General features: G+C 53.4%; 17 protein-coding genes, 2 tRNA genes and 1 CRISPR repeat array. Of the genes, 8 read left to right on the top strand and 11 right to left on the bottom strand.

The window, feature by feature from the left end; genetic code table 11:
• The first annotated feature begins 41 nt into the window (after nt 1-41).
• Nucleotides 42-1,355, top strand: a complete 1,314-nt coding sequence (locus E9531_RS04610; protein WP_136572576.1) for a cryptochrome/photolyase family protein — start codon at nt 42-44, stop codon at nt 1,353-1,355.
• Nucleotides 1,356-1,453: 98 nt separating this feature from the next.
• On the opposite strand, the gene E9531_RS04605 is transcribed toward E9531_RS04610, so the two are convergent.
• On the bottom strand, nt 1,454-2,416 hold the full coding sequence (locus E9531_RS04605; RefSeq protein WP_136572575.1) for a helix-turn-helix transcriptional regulator: 963 nt from the start codon (nt 2,414-2,416) through the stop codon (nt 1,454-1,456).
• A gap of 182 nt (nt 2,417-2,598) precedes the next feature.
• On the opposite strand from E9531_RS04605, the gene E9531_RS04600 reads away from it, so the two are divergent.
• The 5 genes from E9531_RS04600 to trmL all read left to right on the top strand — a co-directional run bounded on the left by E9531_RS04600 (nt 2,599) and on the right by trmL (nt 8,752).
• Entirely contained in the window at nt 2,599-2,976 is a 378-nt protein-coding gene (locus E9531_RS04600; protein WP_211343370.1) for a hypothetical protein, read from the top strand.
• Nucleotides 2,963-4,213 (top strand): MFS transporter, encoded by a 1,251-nt coding sequence (locus E9531_RS04595; RefSeq protein ID WP_136572573.1) that lies wholly within the window; start codon nt 2,963-2,965, stop codon nt 4,211-4,213. Before E9531_RS04600 ends, E9531_RS04595 begins: the two co-directional genes overlap by 14 nt.
• A gap of 35 nt (nt 4,214-4,248) precedes the next feature.
• Nucleotides 4,249-6,516, top strand: coding sequence for a TonB-dependent receptor (locus tag E9531_RS04590; RefSeq protein WP_136572572.1), 2,268 nt, complete (start codon nt 4,249-4,251; stop codon nt 6,514-6,516).
• 281 nt (nt 6,517-6,797) lie between these two features.
• Nucleotides 6,798-8,138 (top strand): argininosuccinate synthase, encoded by a 1,341-nt coding sequence (gene argG, locus E9531_RS04585; RefSeq protein WP_136572571.1) that lies wholly within the window; start codon nt 6,798-6,800, stop codon nt 8,136-8,138.
• Between the two features lie 143 nt (nt 8,139-8,281).
• The gene (gene trmL, locus E9531_RS04580) at nt 8,282-8,752 is read left to right on the top strand and encodes a tRNA (uridine(34)/cytosine(34)/5-carboxymethylaminomethyluridine(34)-2'-O)-methyltransferase TrmL (protein WP_136572570.1); all 471 of its coding nucleotides are present in this window, start codon (nt 8,282-8,284) and stop codon (nt 8,750-8,752) included.
• Here the strand turns inward: trmL and E9531_RS04575 are convergent.
• The 4 genes from E9531_RS04575 to E9531_RS04560 all read right to left on the bottom strand — a co-directional run bounded on the left by E9531_RS04575 (nt 8,725) and on the right by E9531_RS04560 (nt 11,947).
• A complete protein-coding gene (locus E9531_RS04575; protein ID WP_244609983.1) occupies nt 8,725-9,372 on the bottom strand; it encodes a glutathione S-transferase in 648 nt (215 codons plus the stop codon). The genes trmL and E9531_RS04575 overlap by 28 nt on opposite strands.
• Nucleotides 9,369-10,007 carry an endonuclease III gene (gene nth, locus E9531_RS04570; RefSeq protein WP_136572569.1) on the bottom strand — a complete coding sequence of 213 codons (639 nt, stop codon included), beginning with the start codon at nt 10,005-10,007 and terminating at the stop codon, nt 9,369-9,371. The genes E9531_RS04575 and nth overlap by 4 nt, the downstream gene beginning before the upstream one ends.
• A 66-nt stretch (nt 10,008-10,073) precedes the next feature.
• Complete coding sequence (locus E9531_RS04565; RefSeq protein WP_136572568.1) at nt 10,074-11,285, bottom strand: CaiB/BaiF CoA transferase family protein; 1,212 nt, start codon at nt 11,283-11,285, stop codon at nt 10,074-10,076.
• A gap of 218 nt (nt 11,286-11,503) precedes the next feature.
• Nucleotides 11,504-11,947 carry a universal stress protein gene (locus E9531_RS04560; protein WP_136572567.1) on the bottom strand — a complete coding sequence of 148 codons (444 nt, stop codon included), beginning with the start codon at nt 11,945-11,947 and terminating at the stop codon, nt 11,504-11,506.
• 296 nt (nt 11,948-12,243) lie between these two features.
• On the opposite strand from E9531_RS04560, the gene E9531_RS04555 reads away from it, so the two are divergent.
• Together E9531_RS04555 and E9531_RS04550 are read left to right on the top strand one after the other, a co-directional pair.
• Nucleotides 12,244-12,320: transfer RNA gene (locus tag E9531_RS04555), tRNA-Pro, on the top strand.
• Between the two features lie 175 nt (nt 12,321-12,495).
• Nucleotides 12,496-12,572, top strand: a tRNA-Pro gene (locus E9531_RS04550).
• Nucleotides 12,573-12,696: 124 nt separating this feature from the next.
• On the opposite strand, the gene E9531_RS04545 is transcribed toward E9531_RS04550, so the two are convergent.
• The 6 genes from E9531_RS04545 to csy3 (E9531_RS04520) all read right to left on the bottom strand — a co-directional run bounded on the left by E9531_RS04545 (nt 12,697) and on the right by csy3 (E9531_RS04520) (nt 18,357).
• On the bottom strand, nt 12,697-13,488 hold the full coding sequence (locus E9531_RS04545) for a DsbC family protein (RefSeq protein WP_136572566.1): 792 nt from the start codon (nt 13,486-13,488) through the stop codon (nt 12,697-12,699).
• Between the two features lie 135 nt (nt 13,489-13,623).
• A complete protein-coding gene (locus tag E9531_RS04540) occupies nt 13,624-14,877 on the bottom strand; it encodes an FAD-dependent monooxygenase (protein ID WP_136572565.1) in 1,254 nt (417 codons plus the stop codon).
• Nucleotides 14,878-14,984: 107 nt separating this feature from the next.
• A CRISPR array of direct repeats spans nt 14,985-15,492; the repeat unit is 28 nt; unit sequence TTTCTGAGCTGCCTGTGCGGCAGGTCAC.
• 130 nt (nt 15,493-15,622) lie between these two features.
• Nucleotides 15,623-16,189 carry a type I-F CRISPR-associated endoribonuclease Cas6/Csy4 gene (gene cas6f / locus E9531_RS04535; RefSeq protein ID WP_136572564.1) on the bottom strand — a complete coding sequence of 189 codons (567 nt, stop codon included), beginning with the start codon at nt 16,187-16,189 and terminating at the stop codon, nt 15,623-15,625.
• 18 nt (nt 16,190-16,207) lie between these two features.
• Nucleotides 16,208-16,705, bottom strand: a complete 498-nt coding sequence (gene csy3, locus E9531_RS04530; RefSeq protein ID WP_136572563.1) for a type I-F CRISPR-associated protein Csy3 — start codon at nt 16,703-16,705, stop codon at nt 16,208-16,210.
• On the bottom strand, nt 16,677-17,261 hold the full coding sequence (gene cas6f, locus E9531_RS04525) for a type I-F CRISPR-associated endoribonuclease Cas6/Csy4 (RefSeq protein WP_158291719.1): 585 nt from the start codon (nt 17,259-17,261) through the stop codon (nt 16,677-16,679). Before cas6f (E9531_RS04525) ends, csy3 (E9531_RS04530) begins: the two co-directional genes overlap by 29 nt.
• Nucleotides 17,254-18,357: a type I-F CRISPR-associated protein Csy3 gene (csy3, locus tag E9531_RS04520; protein ID WP_136572561.1), complete on the bottom strand. Its 1,104-nt coding sequence runs from the start codon at nt 18,355-18,357 to the stop codon at nt 17,254-17,256. Before csy3 (E9531_RS04520) ends, cas6f (E9531_RS04525) begins: the two co-directional genes overlap by 8 nt.
• Between the last annotated feature and the right edge of the window lie 6 nt (nt 18,358-18,363).

Raw genomic sequence — 18,363 nt, 5'->3', positions numbered from 1 at the left:
GCACCACCCATACGCGGCGATGGTGCGTAAAGGACGTTTGTATGCCAGCACATCGTACGGCTATTTTTTGGTTTCGGCGTGATCTGCGCTTGCATGACAACGCTGGGCTTTATGAGGCGCTAAAACAGTTCGATGCCGTAGTGCCTGTATTCGTTTTTGATACGGATATTTTGGAGAAATTGCCACGCTACGACCGGCGAGTCGATTTCATTGCCCAAGCCGTAAGCCATCTGGATACGCAATTGCGTGAGTTGGGCAGTGCCCTGCACATTGAGGTTGGGAGTCCTGTGTCGATTCTGCCTGCCTTGGCTTCGCGCTATGGTGCTGCGGCAGTGTTTGCCAATACTGACTATGAACCTGAAGCCTTGGCACGCGATGCGCATATCGAGCGTCAGTTGGTGCAGCAGGGCATATCGCTGCAGCGTTTCAAGGACCAGGTTATTTTTGAGAAGAGCGAAGTCGTCAAAGACGACGGCACGCCCTATACGGTTTTTACGCCTTATAGCCGTAAATGGAAAGCGCACTGCAATGCCTTTTTTCTCAAACCATACCCCACTGTGCAGTATGCGCAATGCTTAGCGGGTAGGGACAAGCTGCAATTAACAACCGTCAAGCCTGATGTGGCTGTGTTGGGGTTTAAGCCCACGGATATGGTTTTTACGCCGCCCAGCGTCTCTCGCACATGCTTGTCTGATTATGGAGCGCAACGTGATTTTCCTGCGGCTGACGCTACTTCGCGACTCGGTGTGCACTTACGGTTTGGCACAGGCAGCATCCGGGCTCTAGCGCAACAAGCGGCAGGCTTGAGTGACGTATTTTTAAATGAGCTGATTTGGCGCGATTTTTTCCAAATGCTGATTTGGCATTTCCCCAAAACAGTCGAGCATGCTTTCAAACCCGCATACGACGCTATTGTGTGGCGCAACAATGCTGCCGATTTTGAACGCTGGAAGCAAGGCCAAACGGGTTATCCGCTGGTCGATGCGGGCATGCGTGAGTTGCAAGCCACAGGCTTCATGCACAACCGCGTACGCATGGTGGTGGCCAGCTTCTTATGCAAACACCTTTTGATCGACTGGCGTTGGGGAGAGCGCTACTTTGCCGAGCATTTGCTTGACTACGAGTTGGCAGCGAATGTGGGCAATTGGCAATGGGCTGCTGGCTGCGGGGCTGATGCTGCACCGTATTTTCGGGTTTTCAATCCATCATTGCAGGCTCAGAAGTTTGACCCTGAAAGCCGCTACATCCGCAAGTGGGTGCCTGAATACGGCTCAGCCAGTTACCCCGCGCCAATGGTTGACCATGCGCAAGCCCGTGCGCGTTGTTTGGCTGTTTACCAGCAAGCAGTTAAATAAGCGCACAAAATTGCAATCAGCTTTCTGCGTTTCTTGGGATAGCAAACATCGCATGCTCAAGTTGACGATGTTTTGTGTAGCCTTTTAAGGCTTTGTAATCATGCGCGTGCTTTGGCCTGCATAGGGCTAAAGCCATAGCGCTGCTTAAATGCGGCGCAGAAACTGCTCAGGTGTGCGTATCCGGCCAGTTCTGCTGCACTTTCAATGGAAACGGCTTGCTGCTCAAGCGCCTGGTAGGCACGTTCTAGCCGAGTATGGCGCACATAAGCGGCAATTGTCATGCCAAAGCGTGTGCGGAAACCATTTTGCAAATCCACCGCATTGGTGCCCAGCTCGCGAGCCATGTCGCAGATTCGTAGGTGTTCTGCAGTTCCGCTGTCGAGCCAATCCTTCAAACGGTTGGCATGGCGTGCGCAGCGCTCGCTCACACGATTCGCAGGCTGAGAGTGGTCGACGTCTTGGAGTATCTCAGCAGCCATGTCCAGCGCAAAGCCTTCATAGTGCAACCGATCGACAAGGGTTGGTGTATGGGCAATACCTTGTTCAAGCAGATGGGCGCGCCGCAATAAATTGGGTGAGGGCTGCCAGAGTTTTCGCTGCCAGTGCTGTTTGGTAAATGACCTTAAGCGGTGATTGCATTGCTGGTCGTCATGGACGAACCGTTCCATCCAGGAGGAGGTAAAGCTCAAACACAGCTTAGTTTCACGCCGCCCCGCATGCCAATGCCGCAAAAACTGGTCAGCCTCGGTGAGGTTGACGACAAAGGCGCGTTGCTGCTGTTGTTTGGCTTGAAAGTGCATGCGGTCTTGTCCCAGGCTGACTTCAGCTTGGCCTTGCAGCAAGACCGCTGCCATGATGCCCGATTGGAGGATGTTGCTGCTGTTGCCACTGACCAGATCCTGACTCTGGCTGAGGTAAAGCACCAAGCCATTGTCTAAGACCTGCACACGTTGAGTGCCGCTGAGTACCGGCATATCAGGTTGGCAGTCATGGTCAAACACAACTTGCCCGCCAAGGGATTTCGCTTCAGCGGTGAGTTGTCCACACGTGTAAATGGGCATACCTGATTCCACAACAAAACTTTTTTTTCCAACAAAAGGATTTGTTTTTGCCTAATAAAAAAAGAAATTAGACATTATTCTCATTTCCATTACTTAATGTGTCGAAATGACCATAACCGCCTCACGTCCATGGGGCGCTATTTTGAATGGCGAGGCAGCAGGGTGCAACGATGGGTTTAAAGATGTTCGAAGTCGCATTGGTGGACGCGGTCTTCCATGGCGAGGTTGCGACTGCAGAAATTCGCGACTGGCTCAGCCATGTCGAGACGTTGCTTTTACGTCGGCAGGACTTTTTGTTCATGGCCAGCACGGCAGAGGGGGCGACTTTTTCAAAAGACTACCGTGCAGTGCAAGCGCAATGGTATAGACAGCACAAGGCCGCATTTCACCAGCATTGCCGTGGTCTGGTGCGCATTGCCCACTCAGCACAAGAGCAAGCGAGGCTGGATACACCTGCATTGCATGCCGCTTGGGGCGTTCCGTATGCCGTGGTGACAGACCGGGCTGGCGCTTACGAATGGCTGGTCCAACGTATGGAGTGTTTGCATGATCAAACTTGATGCTTATGCAGGTGCAGCGCCTGTTGTGCCTGTTAGCCGTTTGGTTGTGATTGTTGCGTTGTATTTAGCGCATGCTTTGCCTTTGTATTTCTACAGTGTGGCGCTGCCTGCGATCTTGCGCACTCAGGGTGTTGATCTGCGCTGGATTGGCATGCTGTCACTGCTATACATACCCTGGGCATTGAAGTTTTTGTGGGCACCGTACGTAGACCGTTGGCAGATCCCTGGCTTGGGGCGCAGACGAACCTGGTTGCTGATCAGCCAAGTTGCGATTGTGCTTGGCATTGCTACGTTGGCCGTCAGTGGTTTTGACTGGGGGTTGATGGCTTTTATTCTGATAGGACTGGCCATTTCCACTTTCGCAGCAACGCAAGATATCGCCATTGATGGCTACACCGTCGAAGCTTTGGAGCCCAGCCAACACCGCTTGGGCAGTATGGCCCAAAGCATGGGAATCGCATTGGGAAGCCTGCTCGCGGGTGCTGGCGTGCTGTGGATGGTCGATCGCTATGGCTGGGCACCTGCTTTATGGTCACTGGCTGCGCTTTGTGCTTTGACGATGTTGGCTGTCACTGGTATTCATGAGTCTGCCCCTGCAACGCGTAGCCAGCCTGCGCCCAGTTGGCTGCGCACATTGAAGCGCCCTTTGATTCGCCGGGTCTTGCTGATCATTGTTCTGTATCGGTTGGTGGAAGCGCCTGGCATGGCCATGCTCAATCCTTTGTTGGTTGACTATGGCTGGTCTTTGCCACAGATTGGTTTACTCATTTCGGTGCTGGGGGCGTCAGCGGGCATGTTGGCCGCAATGGCTGCGGCTCGCTCACTCAAAAATCAGGATGCAGAGAAGGCGCTTTGGCGCGCTGGATGGCTACGCACCTTGCTACATCTCTTGCTGGCAGCACTGTTGGCCACGCTATCGGGTGATGCCATCAAGTGGTCGCTAGGTCTCTGGGTCATCGCCGTGTTGGCTGTGCGTTATTTCGCCATGACGGCGCTCTATACCTTATTCATGCGTGTGTGCTCCAAAGCCCAAGCCGGTACTGATTTCACCGTGCTGGTGTGCTTTGAGTTACTGCTTTTTTTCGTGGGCGGTGCTGCTTCTGGTTTTCTGGCCAAGGCATTGGGCTTTGCGGGCTATTACGCCATGTTAGCTGCTGTGTCTGCGTTAGGACTGGTGCTGTGCCGTCACTGGCTTATCCACCTGAATGAACAACAAGAAGAACACCCCACGGATTGATGAACGTGTTCAATTCGCCCAACTTGGAGTCTCTTATGCAATTTCCCCCGTTCAAGCGCCACTTGCTGTTTGCGCTGACTGTATCAACCCTGGCTTCACACGCCTTCTCGCAAGGTGTACCAGCCTCGCAGGTTGACGAGCAACAACTGCCTGAAGTGACCGTGATGGCAACCCGCACAGCCAAAACCATTGCGCAGATGGCTGGCGCGGTCTACACGATTGACCGCGAAAAAATCGCCGAGCAAGCCGGGCCAGGGCGCAGCACGGCAGATGTGCTTGGCCAATTGGTGCCATCGCTGGCGCCTGCTACGGGCACCAGCAGCAATTACGGTATGAGTATGCGCGGCCGCACGGTACAGTTCATGATTGATGGTGTGCCATTGACAGGATCTCGCGATGGCTCTAGGCAACTCAACAGCATCAACCCATCGATGATTGAGCGGATTGAGGTCATTTCCGGCGCCACCAGCTTGTATGGTGCGGGTGCCACTGGCGGCATTATCAATATCATCACCCGTGGTGCAAACCAGAAACCGCTGGCTTTTGAGAGCGAGGTGGGGGTGGGGAGTGGTAAGCGCCTGAACAGCGATGCGCTGCGTTGGCAAGTTGCCCAGCGTGCTTCATTCAAACGCGAAGGCTTGAGCGGCTCATTGGGCCTGAGTATGGCGCAGCAAGGCGAGTCGCAAGACTCTAATGGGCGCCGCATTGGCCCCGAAATTGCTCAGACGGATCGGCAAGACACGCGCACTCTGGGCATCAATGCCCGCCTGACTTGGGACTTGGATGCAGACCAACAGCTCACGGCAGGTCTGCATTACTACAACGACCGACAAGACAGTGACTATGGGCCTGACTATGGCCCTAATTTGGCAGTGTTGTTTAACCCCAGCTATGAACCTAGCCGTGAGGCTTTGCCCGGTTTGCAGCTCGATGCACAGCCGCGCACCCGACATACGGGCGTGAATCTGCAATACCGCAATCAAAATTTCCTGGATGGACAAGAGCTGACCCTGGAGAGCTATTACCGTGGTGAAGTGGGGCGCTGGTTTCCTTCTGTTTCGGCAGTACCGCATGCAGCCTTACCCAATGGCTTTTCGTATGTTGCCATGCAGTCGAATACGGACATCGACCTGTGGGGGCTGCGCAGCGCTTTGCATAAAGACTTAGACGTAGCTGGCCGCGCACTGGCATTGACCTATGGCGTCGACTACGAACAAGAGCGCGACGGCCAAAGCGGGCAAAGCTACAACATCAACGCCTTCATTGCCAGCAACGGGTTGAACTACCAGCCAGCACAAACATATGCCATGGGGCCTGATGTTCGTGTGATGAACCTGGGCTTGTTTGTGCAAGGGGACTATCCACTGACGGAGCGTCTCAGCGTGCAGGCAGGGGTGCGGCACCAACGGATCCGCAATCGTGTCGCAGATTCCACACCGTATACAGAAGCCATTGCAGCTAGCCAGGTCGCGGGTTACCAACCGAAAGTATTGGAGGGCGGTAGTGTGAGCCATTCTCGCACGGTGTTCAATGCCGGTTTGGTCTATGACCTCAGCGATGCGCAGCAACTGTTTTTTAACTTCTCGCAAGGGTTCAGCCTTCCAGATACACAACGCATGCTGCGCGATGTGCCGGCCAACTTTGTTGTTAACAGCACCAATGTGGATCCGTTGCAAGTCAATAGCTATGAGCTGGGCTGGCGCACACAGGGTATGGGGGGCGTGGATGCTGGCGTCACGGGCTTTTACAACACGTCGGACAAAGTGGTGCAATTCAATCGCGACTACAGTGTCACGATGGCCGATACCGACGAACGTATCTGGGGGCTGGAGGGCAATCTGAACTACGCCATGAAGAATGGCTGGTCGACTGGGGGGACTCTGGCACTCACCCGTGGCCAGTACCAGGACGCAGCAGGGAATTGGAAGGAACTCAACGCCTTCAGAGTGTCGCCACTCAAAGCCACGGCCTATGTAGGCTGGCAGTCTGCAGAGGGGATCGCATTGAAGTTGCAGGCTTTGGCAGTCGGGAGCACAGACAGAGCTTGGCGTGATGCGCAAACTGCTTCAGTCAGTCCGAGCATTCGCGCCAATCCGGCTGCGCGTATCGACAGTTACACCATTTTTGATTTGGTTGGTCAAGCGCCTCTTGGGGGTGGCAAGCTGACATTTGGTGTATACAACTTGGCCAATCGCAACTACCACACGGTGTATGGACAGCAAGCTGCAGCTACGTATGGCAAGCTGTCTAATTTGCGCGCACCTGGCCGAACATTTGCTGTTGGCTATTCGGTGGCGTATTGAAATCTGTCTGACGCAAGACAATCGTGTGCGGTGTGGAGTTTTGCACCGCGCCTGCCCGTATGCCACTCTAGGTACTATACGGGGTCAGCAGTAACAGTCAAGCCAAAGCAGCCAGTCTGGTGCTTAAGGCATGTACAGCCTGCATTGAAAGCCCAACGTGCCGCACATTGCCGTAAAATCATCAGGTTTTACGCGCGCAGTTGGTGTACCAAGCATTTTTGGCGCTTGTGTGCGGCGTTTGTTTGTTGATCTTCTTTCAGAATCTACCCAGTTAGGCTGTCATGTCCAATACCATTTTGCAATCCATTCCAGCTGGCCAAAAGGTCGGTATCGCTTTCTCTGGTGGTCTCGATACCAGCGCGGCTTTGTTGTGGATGAAGCAAAAAGGCGCTTTCCCCTACGCGTACACGGCCAACCTTGGCCAGCCTGATGAAACCGATTACGACGCGATTCCTCAGAAAGCCAAAGCCTATGGCGCAGAAGTGGCTCGTTTAATTGATTGCCGTAAACAATTGGTGCATGAAGGCATTGCCGCCATTCAAACTGGGGCGTTCCATATCAGCACGGGCGGCATCACCTATTTCAACACCACTCCTCTGGGGCGCGCCGTGACTGGCACGATGCTGGTGGCAGCCATGAAGGAAGATGACGTTAATATCTGGGGTGACGGTTCCACCTTCAAAGGTAATGACATCGAACGTTTTTACCGCTATGGTTTGTTGACCAACCCAGCCTTGAAGATTTACAAGCCTTGGCTCGACCAAACCTTTATTGATGAGTTGGGTGGCCGCAAGGAAATGAGCGAGTTCCTGATTGCCAATGGCTTTGACTACAAGATGTCGACAGAAAAAGCCTACAGCACAGATTCCAATTTGCTGGGGGCAACGCATGAAGCCAAGGATCTGGAGTTTTTGAACTCAGGCATCCGCATTGTGCAACCAATTATGGGCGTGGCGTTCTGGAAGCCTGAAGTGGAAGTCAAGGCCGAAGAAATCACCATCCGCTTTGAAGAGGGGGTTCCTGTTGCGCTCAATGGCAAGACCTTTGCCAACAGCGTGGAGCTGTTTTTGGAAGCCAATCGCATCGGTGGCCGCCACGGTTTGGGCATGAGCGATCAGATCGAAAACCGTATCATTGAAGCCAAGAGCCGTGGTATTTACGAGGCCCCAGGTATGGCACTGCTGCATGCAGCGTATGAGCGGTTGGTAACTGGTATTCATAACGAAGACACGATTGAGCAATACCGCATCAACGGTATCAAGCTTGGCCGTTTGTTGTACCAAGGCCGCTGGTTTGACCCACAAGCCATCATGCTGCGTGAAACTGCCGAGCGTTGGGTGGCGCGTGCGGTGACTGGTGAGGTGACATTGGAGCTGCGCCGTGGCAATGATTACTCCATTCTCAATACCGATTCGCCGAACTTGACCTACGCGCCAGAGCGCCTGTCGATGGAAAAAGTAGAGGATGCGCCTTTCAGCCCTGCTGACCGCATTGGCCAATTGACGATGCGCAATCTGGACATCGTGGATACCCGTGCAAAACTGGGTATTTATGCTGACAGCGGTTTACTGCTTACCAGTAAGGACGGTGCTGTACCACTGTTGGGCGGCAAAGGCGAATAAGCCATACACAGCGTTTGCCTACATGCTTGATGTAGGTAGCGCTTTCTTTGATAGACGCTGAAAGCGCCTGCCAAACCGGTGGGCGCTTTGTTTTTGATTGCAGCAAGATGGCGCCTGCATCTTGCCTGGCTAGGGAATTTGCCATGTTTCATATTGTTCTGGTCCACCCTGAAATTCCTCCCAATACCGGCAACATCATTCGCTTGGCGGCCAACACGGGTTGCCAATTGCATTTGATTGAACCGTTGGGCTTCTCGATGGAAGACCGTTATATGCGCCGCGCTGGTTTGGATTACCACGAATACGCCAGAACGCTGCGCTACAGCAGTTGGCAAGTGTTTTTGGAGACGCAGCAGCCCGACCCGAAACGCCTGTTTGCCATGACCACCAAGGGCAGCCACAACTTGTTTGAGGTCGCATTCAAACCGGGTGATTGGTTGGTGTTTGGTGCAGAAACACAGGGGTTGCCAGAGGCGGTGCGAGAACAGTTTCCATTACCGCAGCGCCTGCGTTTGCCCATGCGTGAAGGCCAGCGCAGTCTGAATCTGTCCAACTCTGTGGCTGTTACGGTATTTGAGGCATGGCGTCAAAACGGCTTTCCAGACGGGCTTTGAGGCTTTTGCATGACGCAGGCAAATAGCGGCAAATTCAGCCAATGCGTGCGCCATTGTTGTAAATGGGGGAGGGCTTGGGCATCCCACCATGCGGTATCAATGGCAGCGAATTGGCGTACAAAAGGAAACATTGCTACATCGGCCAAGCTGCTTTGTGTGCCAAACAAAAATGCATGGTTTTGCAAGCGTTTCTCCCATTGGACGAGCCATTGCAAGGCTCTCGCACGCGAGTCATCTAGGCTGACATCAGGATAGCGATCCGGGTATTTGCAGCGGTCCAACAAAGGCTTGAAGTTCTTATCTAAATCACCAATGGCCTCTAGCATGTGAGAGAGACTGCCAATACTCGGCATCAACCATTGCTGCGGGTCATGCTGGTGAAGCGCCCAGAGCATGATATTCAGGCTTTCATCAATTACCTCGCCGCTGGGCAGTATTAAGACTGGCACTGTACCTTTGGGTGATGCGCGTAGCAGCGCTGCGGGCTTGTCGCGCAAAACGACTTCAATCGGTTGGTATGCCTGTTGTGCTGCAGCTAGCGCTAAACGGGCACGCATGGCGTACGGGCAGCGGCGGAAGGTGTACAGAACTGGTAAATCGCTTTGAGGCATCACTGTCATGGCTTTTGTGTCTTGGGTTTGAAATCGCACCAAGGGCTGACGCGGCATTCCCGGCAGCGTGGTTTGCGGGCCTGACATACATAGCGGCCCAACAAAATCAACCAGTGGTGCGCATGCACTGCATATGTTTGTGGCACGCGTTTGAGTAGTTTGAGCTCTACTTCAAGCGGGTTTTTGCCTGGTGCCAAGCCGGTACGGTTACTGACGCGGAAGATATGCGTGTCCACGGCCATAGTGGGTTCGCCAAAGGCAACATTGAGCACTACGTTGGCTGTTTTGCGCCCAACGCCCGGCAGTTGTTCCAACGCCTCGCGTGTGCGGGGAATGTCTCCACCGTACTGCTCTACAAGCATTTGGCAGGTCGCCATCAGGTTTTTCGCTTTGCTGCGATACAGACCAATCGTCTTGATGTGCTCTTCCAAGCCTTCAAGACCTAAATCCAAAATAGCTTGTGGGGTGCCTGCGATGGGAAAGAGCTTTCTTGTGGCTTTGTTTACCCCCACATCAGTGGCTTGGGCGGAAAGCAGTACGGCAGCGAGTAATTGAAAATGGCTGCCATATTCCAGTTCAGTCACTGGGTGAGGGTTGGCCGCCTGAAGTTCGGCGAAAAACAAAGGAATGTCGGTTTTTTTCATCGTATCGGTATGTCTGTTGGCATCAAGCGTGGCCAGGGGGGCTTTGCACCTTACGCCCAGCTAGTGTCAGCAAATGCTTTGCCCTTTGCGCAAGGCAGTGATTTGGTCCGTTTCAAAGCCCAACTGTTGCAAGATTGCTTCGGTTTGCTCACCCAGTTTAGGTGGGTTGCGGTAAGTGCGCAGGCGCTGGCCGTCCATGCGAATAGGCAGCAATGCGGCATCTACTGTTTGCCCGGCTTGTGCACCATCAACCAAGGTAATAGGCTCTAGCCCTTGTGTGGCTAATAAATGAGGGTCTTCAAACAATTGCTCTGGCCGCATGATGCGCGCGTATGGCAGGCCATTGGCTTCAAATAGTGTTGCAATCGAGTCAGCCGTGTACGCTTGTAAACGTGCGCGCAACTCAGGCAGCAAACTTGGGCGTTGGCGCACGCGCTCGTTATTGCTTTGCAATTCAGCTTTGGCTGCCAAGTCCGTCCACTGGAATACCGTGCACAGTGTTTTCCAGTGTGCATCGCTGACGGCTGCGAGGAAAATTTGCTCCCCCTCTGCAACGGTGAAAATGTCGTAAATCGCCCAAGGTGAAATGCGCTCAGGCATGGGGTTAGCTGCTTGCCCTGTGATCTGGTATTGCAGCATATGCTGGCCAACCAAAAAAACATTGTTTTCGAATAAGGCAGCATCAATTTCTTGTCCGCATTGGGTTTGATTGCGTTGCATTAAAGCGGCCAAAGCAGCAATAGCGCCAAACATGCCTCCCATGATGTCGTTCACGCTCGAGCCAGCGCGCAGCGGGTCACCAGGGCGGCCTGTCATATAGGCTAGCCCGCCCATCATTTGCACCACTTCATCCAGTGCTGTGCGGTGTTCGTATGGGCCGGGTAGAAAACCAGTGAGGTTGACGTAAATCAAGCGAGGATTGAGCCGTTGCAAATTCGTGTAATCCAAGCCAAATTTACCTAAAACGCCAGGCTTGAAGTTGTGCAATACCACATCAGCGGTGGCGCACAACTTGAGTGCAACATTCAAACCTTCATCGTCTTTGAGGTTGATGCCGATACTTTGCTTATTCCGATTGAACATCGGAAAAAAACCGGCCCCTGCGCCCAACAAGGTACGTGTACTGTCACCAGCAATGGGCTCAACCTTGATTACCTCTGCACCTAAGTCGGCCAAAATCATTCCGCATGCAGGCCCCATCACCATGTGGGTGAACTCAATAACACGAATGCCAGCCAATGGCTTGGCGGGGGAGACGGGCGATGCAGAGGTGTTCATAATCAATAGCAAAGGTCAATAACAGGGCGAAAAAAAGCCCATCAGAGATGGGCGATCATATCGGCGATCTGAACACAGGCCAGATCAGTGCGCATGGATTCGATGCAAGTGATGCGTGTGCTTTTCAATGGATGGGGCTTGCTCCACAATCGGATGAACCCCAAAGCGATCACTTCTAAGCCAGCGGCATCAAAGCAATAGCAACCCTGCTGGCTGACTTAGCGCAGAACCAACACTGGCGCTTTTGCACCGGTGAGCACATGCTGGGTTTCACTGCCGAGCAACAAACGGGCAAAGCCTTTGCGGCCATGGGAAGCCATCACAATCAGGTCAATGTCATCTGCTGCCGCAGCTTGCAAAATCAGGTCAGAAACACTGTCGCCACTCAAGACTTTGACGTCGGTTGCAACACCGCGGCTCTGTCCCTCTTGCTGCACTTTTTCCATCGCTTTTTGAGCTTCTTCACGCCATTGGCGCTCGCTGTTTTCAGCAAACTCGCGGTTGGTTGCAGCACTGCCTTCCATATAGGTGACAGGATAGCTTGGAGTGACGGTCAGGATGGTCACGCGGGCGCCGGCCAATTTGGCCAGATCCAAGCCATGGGTAATCGCTTTTTGAGACAGTTCGCCACCATCAGTGGGAATCAAAATGTGCTTGTACATAGCTGCTCCTTGTATTACGAGAGTTGAATAATAGTTGTTCACTGGCTGGCACCTCGTTCGTCTCCAATCGGATGGTGCGTGCTTGTTGTCTTTGAGTATACGTTTGTGTGTTAGTTAATTGTTATTTCTTGAGGGAATCACTCAGTGCACCCAACGTTTTGTTGTGAAAGCGTGTAGCCGACACTTTTGCATTGCGCGGTTGATGTACATTTTTCATTGACTTTGTCTTGGAGAAGAAATTTTGTGCGATTTTGCTCAATACGCTTTTAAAAGCGTAGTAGAATTCCATCTTTAGTCGGAGCGTAGCGCAGCCTGGTAGCGCATCTGCTTTGGGAGCAGAGGGTCGCGAGTTCGAATCCCGCCGCTCCGACCAAAATTTCAAAATGGCTTATGTATTGCATAAGCCATTTTTCATTCAGATAGTGCGGCGTGGCTGGCATACGGCCTGTATGTTGCGTCCAACCTTTGTGTTGGATTGAAATAAAAAAGCCAAAGTTTAGTTGTTTGAATTTTTGTGGTTTAAAACATAGTACAATTTTGTTTTTAGTCGGAGCGTAGCGCAGCCTGGTAGCGCATCTGCTTTGGGAGCAGAGGGTCGCGAGTTCGAATCCCGCCGCTCCGACCAATAATTGAGAAGCCTGTTGAAGTAATTCAACAGGCTTTTTTATTTTTCATATTCAAAGATGAAAAATGCCAGCATAAGCTGGCATTGGTATGTAGATCAAGGTATTTTGTCAGCGCATATTGATTCACGAAGATTTTTTTGCTGCAGCAATCTCTTTGAGCTTTTGCTCAACCTGTTGCGCAGGGATCGCGCCGGGAATGCGTGAATTGTCTTCAAACACAATGGTTGGTGTGCCTGTAATTTTGTATTGGCGACCAAAAGCCAAATTGCGTTGCAGCGGCTCGAGCTTGTCACATGTAGCTTGCGCAGGAGGTGTTTTCCCTTCCAGCATCCAGGCATTCCATGTCTCTTCTGGTTTCTTTGCGCACCAGATATCACGTGACTTTTCAAAAGAATCTGGACTCAAAATAGGATAGAGAAACACATGCACTGTGACGTTGTCGACGTTGAGCATATCTTTCTCAAAACGCTTGCAATAACCGCAGTTGGGATCTTCGAATATAGCCAGTTGGCGACTGCCATCACCACGAACAATCGTGAACGCATCTTCAAAAGGCAGCGCTGAGAAGTCCACTGCAGTGAGGACTTTCATTCGGTCTTCAGTGAGATTGCGCATAGCTTTTGTATCGTACAACTCACCTTGAATCAGAAAGTCGCCAGTCGCATTGGTATAGAACACATCGGTGCCAATACGCACTTCATACAAACCATCCATGGGGGTTGCGCTCACTTCCTCGATGCTCTTCATCTGTGGAATACGTTCTCCCAAAGTCGTGCGAATGGCAGCCTCTTGAGGCACATTCGCTTTCGGCGCATTTTGCGCTTGAGCGGGTGAGGCTGTCCACAAGCAAAGGGCCAAGCTTGCGGCCAGGCCATACAGCACATGTTTTTTAATCGCCGTTATTGTGTGAATCATGGATATAAAACTCTATCGGTAGTGATGCGCGTGGGTGAATCCTTGCGCTAAAAAAGAAAGGCCATGTGCTGCATTGGCAATGACGCCTGTGCGGCATGCTGCAAAGTAACCAGTAGGCATTGACCTTAGTCGATGTTAAAGGTTCATTGCTTGGCGCATGACCCAGTGCTTGAATGGGCCACTGGCCGAGAAGCTTCGCATCCCCCAATTGCGAAGCGTTTGCAACCAAGGTTGTTCTTGCCAAAATAACCATTGCAAGCCATCAGTTGCTGTGGCGTAAGTTTGTAATGCGGTTTTACGCTCGCGTTCGTATTGGCGCAGCAGGCGCAAATCGTTGACTGCACGCCATGCTGGCCGTTGCAGCAAAGCTGAGCTTAACGCCTCAACATCAGCCAGACCTAAATTCAGGCCAGATCCCGCAAGGGGATGCACTGTATGTGCGGCATCACCCACCAGAACCCAGGCCGCAGAACTGTTCATCGGTATTCCTGCTAGGCTGCTTGGCACAGGCATGGCGCCACACCACTGCTGGGCCTGGCTGAGTTTGAGCGGCCAGCGTGCACGTGGCCCGATGACTTGCAATGGGGGGGAGGGCTCTGCCTGAAAGAGGGGAGACACTACGCCTTTAACCCCTTTGCCATGGTTCGTGATCTGCTCTAACTCGTGCGTAAAGTCTTCGTCGCTAAGGGTCAAGAGACGATCTGCATTCTCAAAACTTGTGGACCATATTACGGCAAACGTGTTGCCAGAATCGCCATCAAGCGGCAGTAATGCAACGATGTGTGGACCCTTGAACCATTGTTGTGCTTGGCCATTGTGCGGGAAGGGGGCTTTGATTCGCGTGGCAATAGCATGTTGTGGGTAGTCGTAGTAATGGTGACCAATACCAAGACCATCACGACTACTGGAGTGCTTGCCTTCGCAGATTGCCGTGAGTGGCGCTGCAACTGGAGCTCGCACAATTTCCACCGAACTTTGAAAACGTAATGCGGCAGCAAGAATGTCCTCTAGGGCTGGAACATCCACGATCCATGCCAAAGGATCGCTATGGTCTTGCGCATGATTTGGCTCAGTCTGCTGGTTGTTATTAAGTGTTGCTGCGGAGGCCGGCGCTTCAAATAGCACTGAACCGTTCGTATCGCCATGCACCTGCATGCGGCGTACAGCCGTAATGGCAGAGCCTTCAGGCCAGCAACGCAAGCTCTCGAGTAAGCGCTTTGACGCATGGTTGAGCGCATATGCGCGAATATCCCGTTCGACAATGCGCGGAGTAGGGCGCACAGAATCAACCAATGCTACACGCAGCTTCGCTTGCCCCAGTGTAAGCGCCAGCGCCCGCCCCACAATACCAGCACCACGAATGCAAACATCAAAATCAGTTTTTGCCATAGCGATGCATTGTAGAGGAGGAGGTGATCCACAGAAGAAAGGGAGAATTCTTTATTCGGCTTGTGCGACAGGTCACGACAACGCCATGCCTGCGATGTTTTGCACGCTTTCTGAGCTGCCTGTGCGGCAGGTCACCCTTTGGACTCCACCTCGTCGGCTCTTGATCCTTTCTGAGCTGCCTGTGCGGCAGGTCACATCAAGGCAAAGTTCTCATTCAATCTGGGCAATTTCTGAGCTGCCTGTGCGGCAGGTCACACAGGTCTTCACCTCATCATCGGGATTACCGGTTTCTGAGCTGCCTGTGCGGCAGGTCACAGAATCCAGACGATGAAGGCCGTTGCCGTGATTTTCTGAGCTGCCTGTGCGGCAGGTCACTGGGCACGCGGTGCCAGTGCTACACGCAGCAATTTCTGAGCTGCCTGTGCGGCAGGTCACGGCGGCATGACCAACCGCGAATTGCTGGAGCTTTTCTGAGCTGCCTGTGCGGCAGGTCACCTAGCCCAGCATTTTTGAAAGGGGGCGGAAGATTTCTGAGCTGCCTGTGCGGCAGGTCACCAGCGCCGATTAATCTAATTGGCTTGCGATTTTTTCTGAGCTGCCTGTGCGGCAGGTCACTAGATTCTAAATCGTCCAATCCATTGATTTTTAAAGAACAAGTCCAAACACAAAGCAAAACACCCAAATTTTTGAGTGTTCGCTAAGTGATTGATTTTTCTAGGTGCTTAGATGGCGCCAGAAAAAAGGGTCAGAACCACGGAATGGTGGCGGTAGTGCTCAAGCCGTAGGCGTTGAACTGACCCAGCACAGATGCTGATACGGGCTCGCTCAATGCCAAAAACAGTTGAAACGGCTGGCTTGTGCTGCTGCTGCGCAGGTGCACATAGGGCAGATCAGGCTGGCGCTCCACGCTGCTGGGGATGGCCTGTTCTGCTTGCTCCGCCGTTTCGCCTTTGCACTTGATGCGGCGGCGGCGCAGGCGCTCCACGTTGGTTTTGAACTGCCGGCGCGTGAAGTGCCGGTGTTCAGCCGTCGCTGGCACCGCAGCCACTGCGCTCAGTTGCGTGTGGTCGCGCATGCCACGCAGCCAGTCGGTGTTGAGCAAAGTTTGCAACGAGGCTTGCGGCCCCAGCAAGCGCAGCACCTGCCCCAAACCGCGCGGCTGCAACTGGTAATGCGGAAAGGCAATGGCAATGTCGTTGCTGCCTTGCGCCACCAAGGCGCGGTGCAGCTTGGCCACCAGCGCGCTGAGCAAGTGCGCGGGGCTGAACTCCGGGTCCGGCAGCAGTTGAATGTCGATGTAATGGGTGGTCATGGTTCCACTTTCATGGCATCAATTGCCTGCATCGCCAAACACGCCACCGCGAATCAGCACGGCGATGACGAAGTGCTGTTGCTCCAGCGCAGGCACTTTATCTTTCAGAATCCAATCGTCCAGCAGGTTGTAGAAGTCATGTTTTTGCTTAGGCTGGCGGTACGCCTTGCCTTGCGTGGTGACGGAGCCGTAGGGCTCCACCGCAATCGGCCCCAACTCGCCCGCACCTTCGTACCAATCGTCCACGGTGCGGATGGCGTTGCCCAGCTTTTGCGAGTGAATGGCTGCTACGCCTGCCACTTCGTACAAGGTTTTGCTCTTGTCGCCGCGGCCACGCTCCAAAATCAACTCTTGCGATGGGAACACTTCTTGCCCATTGCCCACGCGCACATAAGCGGTGATTTGCAGCAGCACATGTTCTTCACCGGCCAAGCCTTTGGCGATGAGTGCGGCTAAGGCATCGCGGTCGGCTGTTGCGCTGCCAGTATCAAAGTTGCGCAGCGGAACTTGCAGCACAAGGAAACCAAGGAACGGTTGCGCCTTGTTGGCTCAGCCCATAAGCAGAGAAACCGCCTGGAGTGGCTGTGGCGATAGCTTCCTGCTGCAAATAGAGGCTTAGCCTTTGCCCAGTGCTGCTGCTTTTAATGATGAGATACGGCAGTTTGCTGTAGAACCTAGGCTGGTCTGGTATGCGTGCAGTAGCTTCCTCCAATGAAAGGCCATGCCTGCGCATCGCACGCTGGCGCATGTTGTGCGCAGATTTGCGCTGTACGCGCATCACGCGGACGTGCCGGGCTCCATCAGGAACCGCTGCAATGGCACCGATGCTGGTCCATAGAGCCAGGTTCTGACGCCAATCAGCCCCCACAAAACGCGTCAGGTCGGCTGCACTGCCATGCATGCGGAGCACGTCGCCAGGCGTGAGTTGCATGTTAGGGAAGCTTACTCCCATACGGCCTTGCCCATGTGCAGCGAGCCAGACGTGCACTTTGCTGAAAAGCTGGGCCATCAACGTATTGGTCTGCAGCTCGCTGCTTGGATGAACTTGGATGTCAAGGTAGTGGTCAATCATCGCCGCTTTCCTTCTTGCCATCGCTGAATACACCACCGCGAATGAAGACTGCCAAGACAAACATGGCATCGGCCGTCAACGGCTCTTGGCTGGGGTAGGCATGGAGTTGCTCGGTCAGTGCCGGGATTTGAGGTCGAAGGTCGAAAAAGCTTTTTCCTTGGTTGACCTCGCGGAAGAACCGATTGGCCGATAGGCTCGCCCCGTTGGGTTCGATCGCGATGGGCTGCGTAGCGCCTTCGGCGTACCAAGTATCAATCGTGCGAATGGCATTGCCGATCTTTTGATCGCGGATGGCGGCAATGCCTGTGGGAAAGCTGTCGCTGAAGGTGCGGGGATCCTGGTTGTCGGCCAAGCGTGCCATTTCAGTCGCTGAAAGCGCATTGAGCTTGTAGAGCGGACGCGCGAAACCTTTGGGTTTGCCACTGACGTACACCTGCGATGGATAGATTTCAAAAGCGCCAGCGGTTGCAAACAACACTTTGGCTGTAATGCGAATACCAGTGCCTGCGCTGGGTTCTGACACAAAGCCTTGCTGCAGCCAGCTGGCAAGGGTGCGCTCTTCATCGCAGTAGTCACCAAAGCCGCTTGCAGCGAGTTGGAAGGCTTTGTCACCCGAAATGGCAACGGTTTTCCCGTTGCTTTGTGCGCTGATTTCCAGTTTGTGTGCCAGCTCCAGATTGCGCCACAGGAACGAGCCGGTCAAGATACGGCGCGCATAGCGGCGGCACAGCTCGAGCAGTTCTTCGCTGGTTTCCGCGCGGAGGAGGAAGGCGTCAATCTGGCGCCTGACTTCGTCGTTGTCGCATGCCGTGACCAGACGCCGAATCGGTGTGGGTTGCAAGGAGAAATCGACGGCCACGCCTTGCGCGTTGACTGCTGTCTTGGCGCTTTCGGTGGTTTGGATGTTGCTGACATCAGCTTTGCCTTTGGCAACGTTTTGTGTGCCGCGAATGCCATGACGCATGACCGGGATTGGCGTTAATACGCCATCTTGGCCGATGCTGGTGAAAGGGGCATCGGAAACATTGATGCCGCGCATCACCGACAGGACTTTGACGTCTGAAGATGGGTCTTTGGATTTTTTAGATGTGGCCATGCTGAT

The organism is Lampropedia puyangensis, from assembly GCF_004833285.1.
In the GTDB taxonomy this organism is placed as follows: domain Bacteria; phylum Pseudomonadota; class Gammaproteobacteria; order Burkholderiales; family Burkholderiaceae_C; genus Lampropedia; species Lampropedia puyangensis.
This window is presented reverse-complemented; position numbering and strand designations above follow the sequence as displayed.